The sequence below is a fragment of the Methylobacterium sp. E-041 genome (assembly GCF_022829665.1).
Classification (GTDB): domain Bacteria; phylum Pseudomonadota; class Alphaproteobacteria; order Rhizobiales; family Beijerinckiaceae; genus Methylobacterium.
On sequence record NZ_JAKSYQ010000181.1, the window covers coordinates 93,056 to 105,822 of the forward strand.

The window sequence follows — 12,767 nt, forward strand, 5'->3', positions numbered from 1 at the left end:
CCGAGGCTCGTCAGCGGGCGCGTTCCTGGATGTGCGTGATCTCGAGACGGGCGCTCGTGAGGAGGTATTCCAGGGTCTTCAGGTCCAGGCCGGCCTCGTGGAAACGGACCTGCAATCCTGCCTCGCCCCTCCAGTCGTACCCGGCGTCGGAGGGAAGATATTTGAGCAGCATCGCGCTGGCGACGTTCGTACGGACGTAGCCGCGATGACGGACCAGCCTGCCGATCTGCAGCACCAGCGCGTCAATCTGCGCGCGATCCGACATGATCGAGCGCGGCTTCGACACAGGTGAGCGCATCAATTCGGTTTCCCCTTGTTAGGGGCGAACATAGACGCCGAGACTTGCGTCTTTCTTAGCAACGCCGATCGATCTCGTGAAAATGTCCGCGTTGCTACCCCGCCGATATTTGTCGATCCGAACTGCGGCCAGGCTCGATCGCGCGGCAAAAAAACGGTGCGCCGGGTGTCCCCACGGCCACGCCGGGATGCTAAGGACGAGCGATCCGTCCAAGCGCGAGGGCTGCGCCGCCGCCCCGCACGACCTGAGTGCCGTTCATGAACCCGCTCGTTCCGCTCTTCATCCTGATCTCGCTGCCGCTCGCCGCGATCGGCCTCGTGCTCTACACCGACACCGGCATCGAGCCGGCCCTGTTCTACGCGTCGGTGAAGACCTTCGTGATCCTGGCCGTCATCGCCGTGGCGCTGTCGTTCGGCGCGAGCAAGCTGGCCGAGCGCTCCAAGAACTGAGCGCTGCGTCCCTCCCGGCACGCGGCGTGCAGGGAGCAGGCTCCGTTCCGGGCAGGACGGCGCGCCGGGCAATCGCGAGGCTCGGCTGCGCTAATCACGAGGGCGTTTCCATGATGCAGATCGTTCCGGCCTTCGGACGTATCGGCGAGGAGAACGCCTTCGCCGTCCTCGCGCGGGCCAACGCGCTGGCGGCCCAGGGGCGCGACGTCATCAATCTCGGCATCGGCCAGCCCGACATGCCGACCCCGGCCCACATCGTCGAGGCCGGCATCCAGGCGTTGCGCGACGGCCATCACGGCTACACGCCTGCCACCGGCATCCTTCCCTTGCGCGAGGCGGTCGCCCGCGACATCCACCGGCGCCACGGCGTCGAGATCTCACCCGAAAGCGTGATGATCGTGCCCGGCGGCAAGGTCACCATGTTCATGGCGATCCTGATGTTCGGCGAGCCCGGCGCCGAGATCCTCTATCCCGACCCCGGCTTCCCGATCTACCGCTCGATGATCGAGTTCACCGGCGCGACGCCGGTCCCGGTGCCGATCCGCGAGGGCAACGGCTTCGCCTTCTCGGCCGAGGAGACCCTGGCGCTGATCACGCCGAGGACGCGGCTGCTCATCGTCAACTCGCCGGCGAACCCGACCGGCGGCGTGACCCCGAAGGCCGAGATCGACGCCCTGGTGAAGGGGCTCGCCGACCACCCCGGCGTGGCGGTGATGTCGGACGAGATCTACGGCACCATGACCTACGACGGGCAGGCGCATCACTCGCTGCTCAAGTACGACGCGATCCGCGACCGGCTGATCTATCTCGACGGCGCCTCAAAGACCTACGCGATGACCGGTTGGCGGCTCGGCTGGTCGGTCTGGCCGAAGCCGCTCTACGAGGCGGCGCGCAAGCTCGCGGTCAACGCCCATTCCTGCGTCAACGCGGCGACGCAGTGGGCCGGCATCGCCGCGCTCGACGGGTCGCAGGATTGCGTGGCCGAGATGGTCGCCGAGTTCGACCGGCGGCGGACGATTGTGGTCGACGGCCTCAACGACCTGCCCGGCGTTTCCTGCATCGTGCCGAAGGGCGCGTTCTACGCGTTCCCGAACGTCGGCCGCACCGGCTGGAAGGCCAAGGCCCTGGCCTCGACCCTGCTGGAGGAGGCCGGCGTCGCCGTCATCGGCGGCCCGGATTTTGGCGTGCACGGCGAGGGCTACATCCGCCTGTCCTACGCCAACTCGGCCGAGAACATCCTGCGCGCGCTCGAGCGGATGAAGGCGTTCCTGAGCGAGCGCAAGCCGGGCTGAGGCGACGGTCGGACGCGTACCCTTCCCTCCCCCGCAAGGGGGAGGGAAGACCAGAGCCCCTCAGGCCGCCATCGCCTGCGCGTTCGGCTCGGCCGCGCGCACGTCCGCGTCGACGTGCTGCTCGAAGCGCTTGAAGTTCTCCTTGAACATGCCGACGAGCCGGTTCGCCGTCTCGGCGAAGGCGGCCTTGTTGGCCCAGGTCTTCACCGGCTGGAGGATGTGCGGCTCGACGCCGGGCACCGAGACCGGCACCGCGAAGCCGAAATACGGGTCGCGCCGGAACTCAGTCTTCGACAGCGAGCCGTCGAGCGCCGCCGTGAGCAGCCGGCGGGTGACGCGGATCGGCATCCGCCGCCCGGTGCCGACGCCGCCGCCGGTCCAGCCGGTGTTGACGAGCCAGCAATCGACGTCGTGCCGGGCGATGAGGTCGCGCAGCAGGTTGCCGTAGGTGCTCGGGTGGCGCGGCATGAACGGCGCGCCGAAACAGGTCGAGAACGTCGCCTCGGGCCCGGTCAGCCCGCGCTCGGTGCCGGCGACCTTGGCGGTGTAGCCGGAGAGGAAGTGGTACATCGCCTCCGCACCGGTGAGCTTGGCGATCGGCGGCATCACGCCAAACGCGTCGCAGGTCAGCATCACGATGTTCTTCGGGTGCCCGGCCCGGCCGGTGTCGCTGGCGTTGGCGATGAAGTCGAGCGGGTAGGCGCAGCGGGTGTTCTCGGTGAGCGAGGCGTCGTCGAAATCCGGAATCCGGGTCTCGGGGTCGATCACCACGTTCTCCATCACCGTGCCGAAGCGCTCGGTGGTGGCGTAGATCTCGGGCTCGGCGTTGCGCGAGAGCCGGATGGTCTTGGCGTAGCAGCCGCCCTCGAAGTTGAAGATCCCGTCCGAACTCCAGCCGTGCTCGTCGTCGCCGAGCAGCTTGCGCGAGGAATCGTTGGAGAGCGTGGTCTTGCCGGTGCCCGACAGCCCGAAGAAGATCGCGGAGCCGCCTTCGGCGTCGAGGGCGGCGTTGGCCGAGCAGTGCATCGGCATCACCCCGGCGCCCGGCAGGATGTAGTTCAGGTAGGTGAAGACCGACTTCTTCATCTCGCCGGCATAGGCCGAGCCGCCGATCAGCACGATCCTGCGGGTGAAGTCGATGGCGATGACGGTCTTCGAGCGGCAGCCGTGGCGGGCCGGGTCGGCCTGGAAGCTCGGCAGGTCGATGATGGTCATGTCCGGGACGTAGGCCGCGATCTCGGCGCGCGGCGGCCGGATCAGCAGGTTGCGGATGAAGAGCGAGTGCCAGGCGAATTCCGAGAACACCCGCGCTTTCACCCGGTGCGCCGGGTCGGCGCCGCCGTAGAGGTCCTGCGCGAACAGCTCGCGGCCTTCGGCGTGGGCCTGGAAGTCGGCGAGCAGGGCGGCGAACTGGTCGGGCGTGATCGCGCCGTTGTTCTCCCACCAGATCTCGTTCTCGGTGCTCGCGTCGCGCACCACGAACTTGTCCTTGGGCGAGCGCCCGGTATGGCTGCCGGTGGTGGCCACCAGCGCGCCGCCGCGCGCCAGGCGGCTCTCGCCGCGGGCGAGGGATTCCTCGTAGAGGCGCGGGGCCTCGAGGTTCCAGTGAACGGCCTTCAGGTTGCGCAGGCCGATCGCCTCCGCGCCGTGGGCCGCGTTATGATCGCCGATTTTGCTCAAGGTCTCTCTCCCGGGCCCCTGCTCGCGCCGTGTCGCTGCTCCGGGCGCGCCAGGCGCCGGATCATGGGAGCGTCCGTGCGGTCGTACAGGACCGCCGCACGCAGGTTCGCCGCTCCCGGCTCGTCTTGGATAGGCGGCAAGCTTTCGCCGTCAACTTGGACGAAGGGCGGTGGGGGACAGACGAGGGCCGCTTGTCAGGGGGCCGGAAACCGTTCACCCGAGCGCATCGCATCGCGGCCGCGTGGGACCCCACGCCGCCTTCATCCCGGCCGCGTTCGGCGGTATCGCATGGGCGCTCCCGCCCCGACCCGGCCCCGCCCAGGCCCCGCCCAGGAAAACGAACCGTTCATGCCGCAAGCCGTCGCCGGCCCCGAGATCGAGCGCCTGATCCAGCTGCTCGCGCGGATGCCGGGCCTAGGGCCCCGCTCCGCCCGGCGGGCGGCCCTGCAGCTCATCAAGAAGCGGGACACGCTGCTCGCGCCGCTGGCCGACGCGATGCGGGTCGCGGTCGAGCGCATCGTCGTCTGCCGCGAATGCGGAAACGTCGACACCTGCGATCCGTGCACGATCTGCAGCGACCCGACGCGCGACCCGACGCTGCTGGTCGTGGTCGAGGACGTGTCCGATCTCTGGGCGCTGGAACGCTCGGGCGCGGTGCAGGCGCGCTACCACGTGCTCGGCGGCGTGCTCTCGGCCCTCGACGGGGTCCGGCCCGAGCACCTCAACATCGCCAGCCTCGTGGAGCGGGCGGCCCGACCGGAGGTGAAGGAGATCATCATCGCGCTGAACGCCACGGTCGACGGGCAGACCACGGCCCACTACGTCACCGACGCGATCAAGGACCTCGGCCTGACGGTGACGCGGCTCGCCCACGGCGTGCCGGTCGGCGGCGAGCTCGACTATCTCGACGAGGGCACGCTGACGGCGGCGATCCGCAGCCGCACGGCGTTCTAGGACCTGCCGCGGCGGCGGGCGCGCGGGCATTTGACCGCCCTCCCCCCGCATCCTATTCCGGCGACACGCCCGCCCCGCCACCTGCCCCGTCACCCGGTCGAGCCATGACGATCCGTCCCCTCGTGATCCTGCCCGATGCGCGCCTGCGCCTGCCGTCGGAGCCGGTCGGCCCCGTGACGAAGGAGATCCGCACCCTCGCCGACGACATGCTCGAGACGATGTACGACGCGCCCGGCGTCGGCCTCGCGGCGATCCAGATCGGCGTGACGAAGCGGATGGTGACCATCGACACCTCCAAGGAGGAGGGCGTGCGCAACCCGCAGATCTTCCTCGATCCCGAGATCGTCTGGGCTTCCGAGGAGACGCGGGTCTACGACGAGGGCTGCCTCTCGATCCCGGAGGTCTACGGCGAGGTCACGCGGCCGGACAAGGTGCGGGTGCGGTTCCGCGACCTCGACGGGGGGGTGCAGGAGATCGAGGCGTCCGGCCTGCTCGCCACCTGCATCCAGCACGAGATCGACCACCTCAACGGCGTGTTGTTCATCGATCACCTGTCGAAGCTCAAGCGCGACCGGATCGTGAAGAAGTTCACCAAGGCGGCCAAGCGCGACGCGGCCTGATCGGACACCGGACATGCGCGTTGTCTTCATGGGCACCCCGGATTTCGCGGTGCCGACGCTCGCGCGTCTTTCGGAGGACGGCCACGCCATCGCGGCGGTCTACACCCGCGCGCCGGCGAAGGCCGGGCGCGGCATGGCGCTGCGCCCCTCCCCCGTCCATGCGCTCGCGGACCGGCTCGGCCTGCCGGTCCTGACCCCGTCGACCCTCAAGGACGCCGAGGCCGCCGAGACCTTCGCGCGCCACCGGGCCGACGTCGCCGTCGTCGTCGCCTACGGCATGCTTCTGCCGCAGGCGATCCTCGACGCGCCGAGCCACGGCTGCCTCAACCTGCACGGCTCGCTGCTGCCGCGCTGGCGCGGGGCGGCGCCGATCCACCGCGCGGTGATGGCGGGCGACGGGATGAGTGGCGTCGGCGTGATGCGGATGGAAGCCGGCCTCGACACCGGGCCGGTGGCGCTGGAAGCCCGCATCCCGATCCGCCCCGGCATGACCACGGGCGACCTGCACGACGCGCTGATGCCGGCGGGCGCCGACCTGATGGCGCAAGCTCTGCAGGAGCTCGACGCCGGCACCCTGACCTTCCGGCCGCAGGCTGAGGACGGCGTGCTCTACGCCAGGAAGATCGCCAACGACGAGGCGCGGATCGACTGGGCCCGGGATGCCGACGCGGTCGCGGCGCAGATCAACGGGTTGAGCCCGTTCCCGGGCGCCTATTTCGAGGTGGACCTCGGGAAGGGCGCCGAGCGGGTGAAGGTGCTCCGGGCTCTGCCCGCCACCGGATCGGGCGTCGCCGGAACGCTCCTCGACGCCGACGCCACGGTCGCCTGCGGCTCGGGCGCCGTGCGGTTCCTGGAGGTCCGACGCGCCGGGAAGGGCGGCAGCGCCAGCGGCGCGGAGTTCCTGCGCGGGGCGCGGGTGATTGCCGGCGCGCGTTTCGGATGAGGGAAATCGACAACCGCCCGTTCCCTCCACCTTCTGCGGGGGAAGGTACCCTGCGCCGCAGGGGGGGAGGGAAAGGCGCGTCCTCCGCTCACCTGCAGAGACGACCCTGATGCCGCGCTACAAGCTCGTCATCGAGTACGACGGCGCGCCCTTCCGCGGTTGGCAGCGGCAGGCCGACGCGCCGAGCGTGCAGGGCGCGATCGAGACGGCGGTGACGCGGTTCTCGGGCGAGACGCAGGGGCTGACCTGCGCCGGGCGCACCGATTCCGGCGTGCATGCGACGCATCAGGTCGCCCATCTTGATCTCGCCAAGGCGTGGCGGACGGACGTGGTGCGCGACGCGCTGAACGCGCATCTGCGCCGCGTGCCGATCTCGATCCTCTCGGCGGAGATCGTCCACGCCGGGTTCAGCGCGCGGCATTGGGCGATCCGGCGGCACTATCGCTACCGCATCCTCGACCGGCGCAGCCCGCCGACCTTCACCGGCGGCCAGGTCTGGCACGTGCCCTGGGCGCTCGATGCGGCGGCGATGCACGCGGCCGGGCAGAGCCTGCTCGGCCTGCACGACTTCACCGCCTTCCGCGCCGCCGAGTGCCAGGCCAACAGCCCGGTGCGCACCCTCGACCGCCTCGATGTCACCCGCCGTGCGATGGGATCGATGGTGGAGATCGTGGTCGAGACCCACGCCCGCTCCTTCCTGCACCATCAGGTCCGCAGCATGGTCGGCACGCTGATGCTCGCCGGAAGCGGACGCCTCGATGCGGCCGGCCTCGCCGACATCCTGGCCTCGCGCGACCGCAGCCGCTGCGGCCCGATGGCGCCCGCCTGCGGGCTGTGCTTCGTCGGCGTGGATTATCCCGCCGAGGGCCCACCCGTCTGGCCCGACGCCGGAAAGTAGGCGTCGAGCATCCGGCCGTAGATCGCCGTCAGGCGGTCGAGGTCGGCGACCGGCACGCACTCGTCGACCTGATGCATGGTCTCGCCGACGAGGCCGAACTCGATGACCGGGCAGAAATCCTTGATGAAGCGCGCGTCCGAGGTGCCGCCGGTGGTCGAGAGCTTCGGGCGCAGCCCGGTCTCGGCCTCGATCGCGTCGGAGACGAGCGCGACGAAGGCGTCGGGCTGGGTCAGGAAGGCCGGAGAGTTCGAGGGCGCGAGGTCGAGGGCGTAGCGGACCGTGCCGCCGGCGGCCGCGTCGAGGCGGCGGCGGATCTCGGCGGCGAGCGTCTGCGCGTCCCATCCCTCGTTGAAGCGGATGTTGAACACCGCCCGCGCGTCGGCCGGGATGACGTTGGTCGCGGGGTTGCCGACGTCGATCGTCGTGAACTCGAGGTTCGAGGCGTCGAAATGCGCGGTGCCGCCGTCGAGCGGGTCCGCGGCCAGCGCCGAGGCGAGGCGCAGCATGCCCGGGATCGGGTTCTCGGCCCGGTGCGGGTAGGCGACGTGGCCCTGCCGCCCGTGGACGGTGAGCTTGCCGGTGAGCGAGCCGCGCCGCCCGATCTTGATCATCTCGCCCAGGGTGCTCGGGTTCGTCGGCTCGCCGAGCAGGCAATGGTCGAAGCGCTCGCCCCGGGCCTTCGCCCAGTCGAGCAGCTTGACGGTCCCGTTGACCGCCGGTCCCTCCTCGTCGCCGGTGATCAGGAAGGCGATCGAGCCGTGAAGACCCGAGCCGCGCGCCTGCAGGAACCGGAGCGTGGCGGCGAGCATGCAGGCGATGCCGCCCTTCATGTCCACGGCGCCGCGCCCGTAGAGAACGCCGTCGGCGACCGCGCCCGCGAACGGGCCGCTCCGCCACGCGGCGGCGTCTCCCGGCGGCACCACGTCGGTATGGCCGGCAAACAGCAGGCAGGGCGCGCCGGTGCCGATCCGGGCATAGAGGTTCTCGACGTCCGGCGTGCCGGACTCGGAAAAGACCGGCCGCGAGACGGCAAACCCGGCCGCGGTGAGGATCCGGTCGAGCAGCGCAAGCGCCCCGCCCTCCTCCGGGGTCACCGAGGGGCAGCGCAGCAGCGCCTGCGCCAGGTCGAGCGGGCTCGCCTCGGCGCTCACGCCGACACCTCAACGATCACCGAGGCCTCGCCCGCGGAGCTACCGTGACGGTGTGGATCCGTCGGCGCGATGGCGGAGGACGGCGGCTGCATCTTCAACCCTTCTTGAGAAACCGAGCTTACGACAACCCGGAGCAGGAACAGGCACCGCACCGCAAGGGCCGCGGCAGGATAGGAGCATCGCGGCATGGTTGCGAAGGCGTGGTCCGAGCTCGCCGCTTCCCGCAACCATCTCAGCCTGATGGAGCCTCCGCCGGAGAAGCGATCGGGCGGGGGCCGCCACACGGTGATGATCCCGGCGACGATCACCTGTCCCGACGGGACGACCCATGCCTGCGTGATCCGCGACATGTCGGTCGCGGGCGCGAAGCTCGCGATCTCGCGCCGCCATCGCCTGCCGCCGGGCTTCGCCCTCACCGTGCCCGGGTACGACCATGCCTATCCGGTCGCGCGCAAGTGGCAGCGCGGAGACTTCGCCGGCGTGGTGCTGACACTTCCGAAGCCCGACGGCGAGACGCATCCGGAATGATGCGCGGCTGCGCGAGGCGACCGCCGCCTCGCGCTTCGAGACCCACGCGCGGCGGCTACTTCAGCACCGCCACCTGTGCATCGCCGAGGCGACGCGTGACGCTGACGGTGACGTCGCCGCCGTGGCGTTGGAACCGCAGGTCGACCCGCGAATCGCCCAGGCGCACGTTGTAGAGCGAGACCCCGTCGAGGAACGCCGGCAGGATCGGGTTGCGCAGGCGGACGCGGTTGCGCGCGTGATCGAGCTCCAGCCCGAGGCAGGCCGAGAGGAAAGCGAACGGCGCCGCCGCGGCCCAGGCCTGCGGGCTGCACGCCACCGGGTAGGAGACCGGCCCGCGCTGGCGCCGGCGCATGAAGCCGCAGAACAGCTCCGGCAACCGCTTCTGGTCCTGGTACAAGGCGGTCTCGAACATGCCCTGGAAGATGCGCGCGGCCTCGTGCTTCAGGTCGTAGCGGGCGAGCCCCATCGCGATGATCGCGTTGTCGTGCGGCCAGATCGAGCCGTTGTGGTACGACATCGGGTTGTAGCGCGCCTCGCCGCGGGCGATCGTGCGCACGCCCCAGCCGTTGAAGCCATCCTTCGACAGCAGCGTCGCCGCCACCTGCGCCGCCCGCTCGGGCTTGGCGATGCCGGTGAACAGGGCGTGGCCCGCATTGGACGAGCGCACGGCGCATTGGCGCTTCTCGCCGTCGAGCGCCAGCGCGTAGGTGCCGATCTCGGCGTTCCAGAACGCGGCGTCGAACTTTTCGCGCAGGTCGTTCGCCTCGAGCGTCAGGCTCTCGGCCATGGCGTCGTGACCGAGCATCGCGGCGAGCTTGGCCATGCCGTTCTTGGCGGCGTAGACGTAGCCCTGGACCTCGCACAGCGCGATCGGGCCCTTGGCCAGGTGCCCGTCGGTGTGGAAGATCGAATCGTGGCTGTCCTTCCAGCCCTGGTTCTCCAGCCCCTTGTCGGTGTCGCGGGCGTACTCGACGAAGCCGTCGCCGTCGCGGTCGCCGTACTCGTTCATCCAGGCCAGCGCGAGCTCGAGCGCGGGCCAGATCCGGGTGATGGTCTCGCGGTCGCCGGTGACGGCGTAATAGTCCCAGGCCAGCATCACGAAGAGCGGCGTGCCGTCGATGGTGCCGTAATAGTGCCGGAACGGCACCTCGCCGAGCATCGCCATCTCGCCGCGGCGGGTCTCGTGCAGCACCTTGCCCGGCTGCGCGTCGGCGGCCGGATCGACGGTCTTGGCCTGCGTCACCGCGAGGTAGCGCAGCACGCCCTTGGCGAACTTCGGATCGATCCACAGCGCCATCATCGCGGTGATGATGCCGTCGCGCCCGAACACCGTGGAGTACCAGGGGATGCCGGCGAACGGGTAGATGCCCTCGGGCGTCCGGCTCGCCAGCATGTAGAGGTCGGCGGTGGCGCGGCAGGCGGCCTCGTTGAATTGGTCGTTCGACGAGATGATCGTGGTGATGCCGGCGGTCAGCTCGCGCAGGTCGCGCCGCGCATCGCGGTAGGCGCGGGCGAAGACCATGCCTTCGTAGAGGCCCTTCGGCGGCCGCACCGCGGTGCTGCCCGAGGCGAGCGAGAGCGCGGCGGCGGCATCCTCGCCGGTCTTCTCGGCGGACGGCGCGCTGGTGAAGGCGCGATGCGCCTCGCACACCACGCGGACGAACAGCGAGGCACGGCCCTCGGGCGCCAGAGTCACCTCGAAGACGGCACGGCCGGGCTCGAGCAGCTTCGGCTTGGGCCCGAAATGCAGCGCGGTGGTGCGCACGATCTCGTCGAGGCCGACGTAGCGGAACTGCACCTCCTGGTCGCTCGCGACCTGCACCGCGCGCTTGCCGCGGCTGGTGCGCGCCGTGCCGCGGACCTCGAACAGGTCGCGGTAATCGGCATCGAACGTCACCTCGATGCGCAGGGTGCGCTGGCGCGAATCGTAGGAGCGCAGGCCGATCCGGTCGTAGCAGGCGCCGCGGAACAGGAATTTCGTGCGCTCGATCGCGATGATCTCGCGCGCCAGCGTGATCTCGTCGCCGCCGTCGAGGCGGATGTCGGGGGTCGTCATGTCGACCGAAAGCGCGCCGTTGTCGTCCTGCATCACCGAGGACAGCATCAGCGGGCGCTGGCCCTCGATGGTGAAGTGCAGGCGCGACAGGTAGCGCGTATCCTGAAAGTACAGGCCTTCCGGGCCGGGCTGCACGCCGATGTCGCCGAACGAATCCAGCACGGCGAAGGCCTCGCCGAACTTGAGCGAGCGCAGCGGCCGGTCCACCAGCGAGGTCTGCGCCTCGATGTGGTACTGCGGAAGCACCTCGTCGGCATCCTGGAAGCCGCGCGGAATCTTCTGCTGCGCCTCGCTGCCGGGCTGCGCCTTTGCCGTCATCGTGTCCGCCATGCGTGACCTGCTCCGCGCATCCTGGAGTGCGAATCGAAAGGGCCGCCGGATCGCGCCTTTGCGATGCGGCGGCCCTGGTGACCGTCTGATTGAGCCGTTTGTACGACGGGGCGAGGACGGAGAAAACCCTGCCCGCGCCGCTTCGACGGCTCTTGGGCGGCCCTTGCAAGCCGAATGCCGGATGCGGCGGCGGGCGAGGCCCGCCGCGACCGGATCAGGCCGGCATCGCGGCGATCGAGATCGCCGGGCGGGCCGAGCCGTTCATCTCGCCGTAATGCGGGGCGAAGGCGGAGGCGGTCGGCAGGGCGATCACCGAATCGCGGGCGGCGAGCAGTTCCTCGTAGGCGGCGACGTACTTCTTGACCATGCACTCGGCGGTGAACGCGGTCTCGAAGTGGCGGCGGACGCCGGCGCGGCTCATGGTCTTGACCTTGGCCACCGCGGCGACCGCGTCGTCCATGGTCTCGCACAGCACGCCGCTGACGCCGTCGGCGATCACCTCCGGCACGGAGCCGTTGCGGAAGGCGATCACCGGAGTACCGGCCGACATCGCCTCGATCATCACCAGGCCGAAGGGCTCCGGCCAGTCGATCGGGAAGGCGAGCGCCAGGGCGTTGCCGAGGAATTCCTTCTTCTGCTCCTCGTTGATCTCGCCGATATACTCGATCAGCGGCTGGTGGATCATCGGCTCGATGACCTCGTCCCAGTAATCCTGATCGGCCTTGTCGACCTTGGCGGCGATCTTCAGCGGCGTGCCGGAGCGGATCGCCATCTCGATGGCGCGGTCCGGGCGCTTCTCCGGCGAGATGCGGCCGAGGAAGGCGAGGTAGCCGCCCTTGGCCTCGGGGGAATACGGGCAGTTCTGGGCCGGCAGGCCGTGATGGATCGTCGACAGCCAGTTGACGTTCGGCGGCATCGGCTCGCGCTGGTTGTCGGAGATCGACACCAGCGGCATCCCGGTGAAGGTCTTGTAGACGGGCATGAAGTCCGGCACGTCGAGGCGGCCGTGCATCGTGGTGATGCACTTGTGGTTCAGATCCTCGAACATGGGATACTGCAGCAGATCGATGTGAAAATGCAGGATGTCGAACTCGTGCGCCCGACGATGAACCTGGTGCAGCATCGCGAGATGGCTCGCGGTATGATCGCGATAGCCCAGAAGACGCAGACCTTCGGGCGTGCAGGCCGCGAGCTTGGCGGACGTCTCGGAATCGCCGCTCGCGAACAAGGTGACGTCGTGGCCCTGGCGGACCAGTTCTTCGGTGATCCAGCTGACGACGCGCTCTGTGCCGCCGTAGAACTTGGGCGGTACGGCTTCCGAGAGCGGGGCGATCTGGGCAATGCGCACGAAAGGTCTCCTGAGTAGCCTGCGTTTCGGGGATCTAACCCGACCCGGGCTGAGTGGGACATGAACGAAACCCACGGCCAAGGTTATGGTTCCTTGTGCGGTGCAAAGGCAGCGCTTCGTCGTCTTCACCGGGACTTGTCCCCGGTATCCTCGACGACCGGTCGGCCCGCGATGCCCGATCGAGCCGCGAGCCCCGTGGACCGGGACGCCGGCGGACATG

Annotated in this window: 12 protein-coding genes; 7 read left to right on the forward strand and 5 right to left on the reverse strand. The window is 69.8% G+C overall.

All coding sequences use genetic code 11. The features are described from left to right. Positions 1–10: 10 nt before the first annotated feature. A complete protein-coding gene (locus MKK70_RS17440) occupies positions 11–286 on the reverse strand; it encodes a hypothetical protein (protein ID WP_147726914.1) in 276 nt (91 codons plus the stop codon). A gap of 269 nt (positions 287–555) precedes the next feature. Here MKK70_RS17440 and MKK70_RS17445 point away from each other — a divergent pair, with 269 nt between their 5' ends. Together MKK70_RS17445 and MKK70_RS17450 are read left to right on the forward strand one after the other, a co-directional pair. Then, positions 556–747, forward strand: a complete 192-nt coding sequence (locus tag MKK70_RS17445; protein WP_147726916.1) for a hypothetical protein — start codon at positions 556–558, stop codon at positions 745–747. A gap of 110 nt (positions 748–857) precedes the next feature. Continuing rightward, complete coding sequence (locus MKK70_RS17450; protein WP_243949141.1) at positions 858–2,039, forward strand: pyridoxal phosphate-dependent aminotransferase; 1,182 nt, start codon at positions 858–860, stop codon at positions 2,037–2,039. Between the two features lie 60 nt (positions 2,040–2,099). On the opposite strand, the gene MKK70_RS17455 is transcribed toward MKK70_RS17450, so the two are convergent. After that, on the reverse strand, positions 2,100–3,719 hold the full coding sequence (locus MKK70_RS17455) for a phosphoenolpyruvate carboxykinase (protein WP_243949143.1): 1,620 nt from the start codon (positions 3,717–3,719) through the stop codon (positions 2,100–2,102). Between the two features lie 348 nt (positions 3,720–4,067). On the opposite strand from MKK70_RS17455, the gene recR reads away from it, so the two are divergent. The 4 genes from recR to truA all read left to right on the forward strand — a co-directional run bounded on the left by recR (position 4,068) and on the right by truA (position 7,134). Continuing rightward, a complete protein-coding gene (gene recR / locus MKK70_RS17460) occupies positions 4,068–4,673 on the forward strand; it encodes a recombination mediator RecR (protein WP_243949145.1) in 606 nt (201 codons plus the stop codon). 104 nt (positions 4,674–4,777) lie between these two features. Continuing rightward, positions 4,778–5,293, forward strand: coding sequence for a peptide deformylase (gene def, locus MKK70_RS17465; protein ID WP_147842614.1), 516 nt, complete (start codon positions 4,778–4,780; stop codon positions 5,291–5,293). 13 nt (positions 5,294–5,306) lie between these two features. Further along, positions 5,307–6,236: a methionyl-tRNA formyltransferase gene (gene fmt, locus MKK70_RS17470; RefSeq protein ID WP_243949147.1), complete on the forward strand. Its 930-nt coding sequence runs from the start codon at positions 5,307–5,309 to the stop codon at positions 6,234–6,236. A 109-nt stretch (positions 6,237–6,345) separates the two neighbouring features. Then, positions 6,346–7,134 (forward strand): tRNA pseudouridine(38-40) synthase TruA, encoded by a 789-nt coding sequence (gene truA / locus MKK70_RS17475; protein ID WP_243949149.1) that lies wholly within the window; start codon positions 6,346–6,348, stop codon positions 7,132–7,134. Here the strand turns inward: truA and dapE are convergent. Continuing rightward, entirely contained in the window at positions 7,089–8,285 is a 1,197-nt protein-coding gene (gene dapE, locus MKK70_RS17480; protein WP_243949151.1) for a succinyl-diaminopimelate desuccinylase, read from the reverse strand. The genes truA and dapE overlap by 46 nt on opposite strands. 186 nt (positions 8,286–8,471) lie before the next feature. Here dapE and MKK70_RS17485 point away from each other — a divergent pair, with 186 nt between their 5' ends. After that, positions 8,472–8,813, forward strand: coding sequence for a PilZ domain-containing protein (locus MKK70_RS17485; protein WP_243949153.1), 342 nt, complete (start codon positions 8,472–8,474; stop codon positions 8,811–8,813). A 55-nt stretch (positions 8,814–8,868) separates the two neighbouring features. Here the strand turns inward: MKK70_RS17485 and MKK70_RS17490 are convergent, their stop codons facing one another. Further along, a complete protein-coding gene (locus MKK70_RS17490) occupies positions 8,869–11,187 on the reverse strand; it encodes a glycogen debranching N-terminal domain-containing protein (RefSeq protein WP_243934169.1) in 2,319 nt (772 codons plus the stop codon). Between the two features lie 226 nt (positions 11,188–11,413). Then, complete coding sequence (locus tag MKK70_RS17495; RefSeq protein ID WP_243949155.1) at positions 11,414–12,547, reverse strand: glycosyltransferase family 4 protein; 1,134 nt, start codon at positions 12,545–12,547, stop codon at positions 11,414–11,416. Positions 12,548–12,767 lie beyond the last annotated feature (220 nt).

What these genes read in the sequence shown, in the direction of transcription:
- MKK70_RS17445 (WP_147726916.1), top strand. Translation starts at nt 556, where the DNA reads ATGAACCCGCTCGTTCCGCTCTTCATCCTGATCTCGCTGCCGCTCGCC.
- MKK70_RS17450 (WP_243949141.1), top strand. Translation starts at nt 858, where the DNA reads ATGATGCAGATCGTTCCGGCCTTCGGACGTATCGGCGAGGAGAACGCC.
- recR (WP_243949145.1), top strand. Translation starts at nt 4,068, where the DNA reads ATGCCGCAAGCCGTCGCCGGCCCCGAGATCGAGCGCCTGATCCAGCTG.
- def (WP_147842614.1), top strand. Translation starts at nt 4,778, where the DNA reads ATGACGATCCGTCCCCTCGTGATCCTGCCCGATGCGCGCCTGCGCCTG.
- fmt (WP_243949147.1), top strand. Translation starts at nt 5,307, where the DNA reads ATGCGCGTTGTCTTCATGGGCACCCCGGATTTCGCGGTGCCGACGCTC.
- truA (WP_243949149.1), top strand. Translation starts at nt 6,346, where the DNA reads ATGCCGCGCTACAAGCTCGTCATCGAGTACGACGGCGCGCCCTTCCGC.
- MKK70_RS17485 (WP_243949153.1), top strand. Translation starts at nt 8,472, where the DNA reads ATGGTTGCGAAGGCGTGGTCCGAGCTCGCCGCTTCCCGCAACCATCTC.
- MKK70_RS17490 (WP_243934169.1), bottom strand. Translation starts at nt 11,187, where the DNA reads ATGACGGCAAAGGCGCAGCCCGGCAGCGAGGCGCAGCAGAAGATTCCG.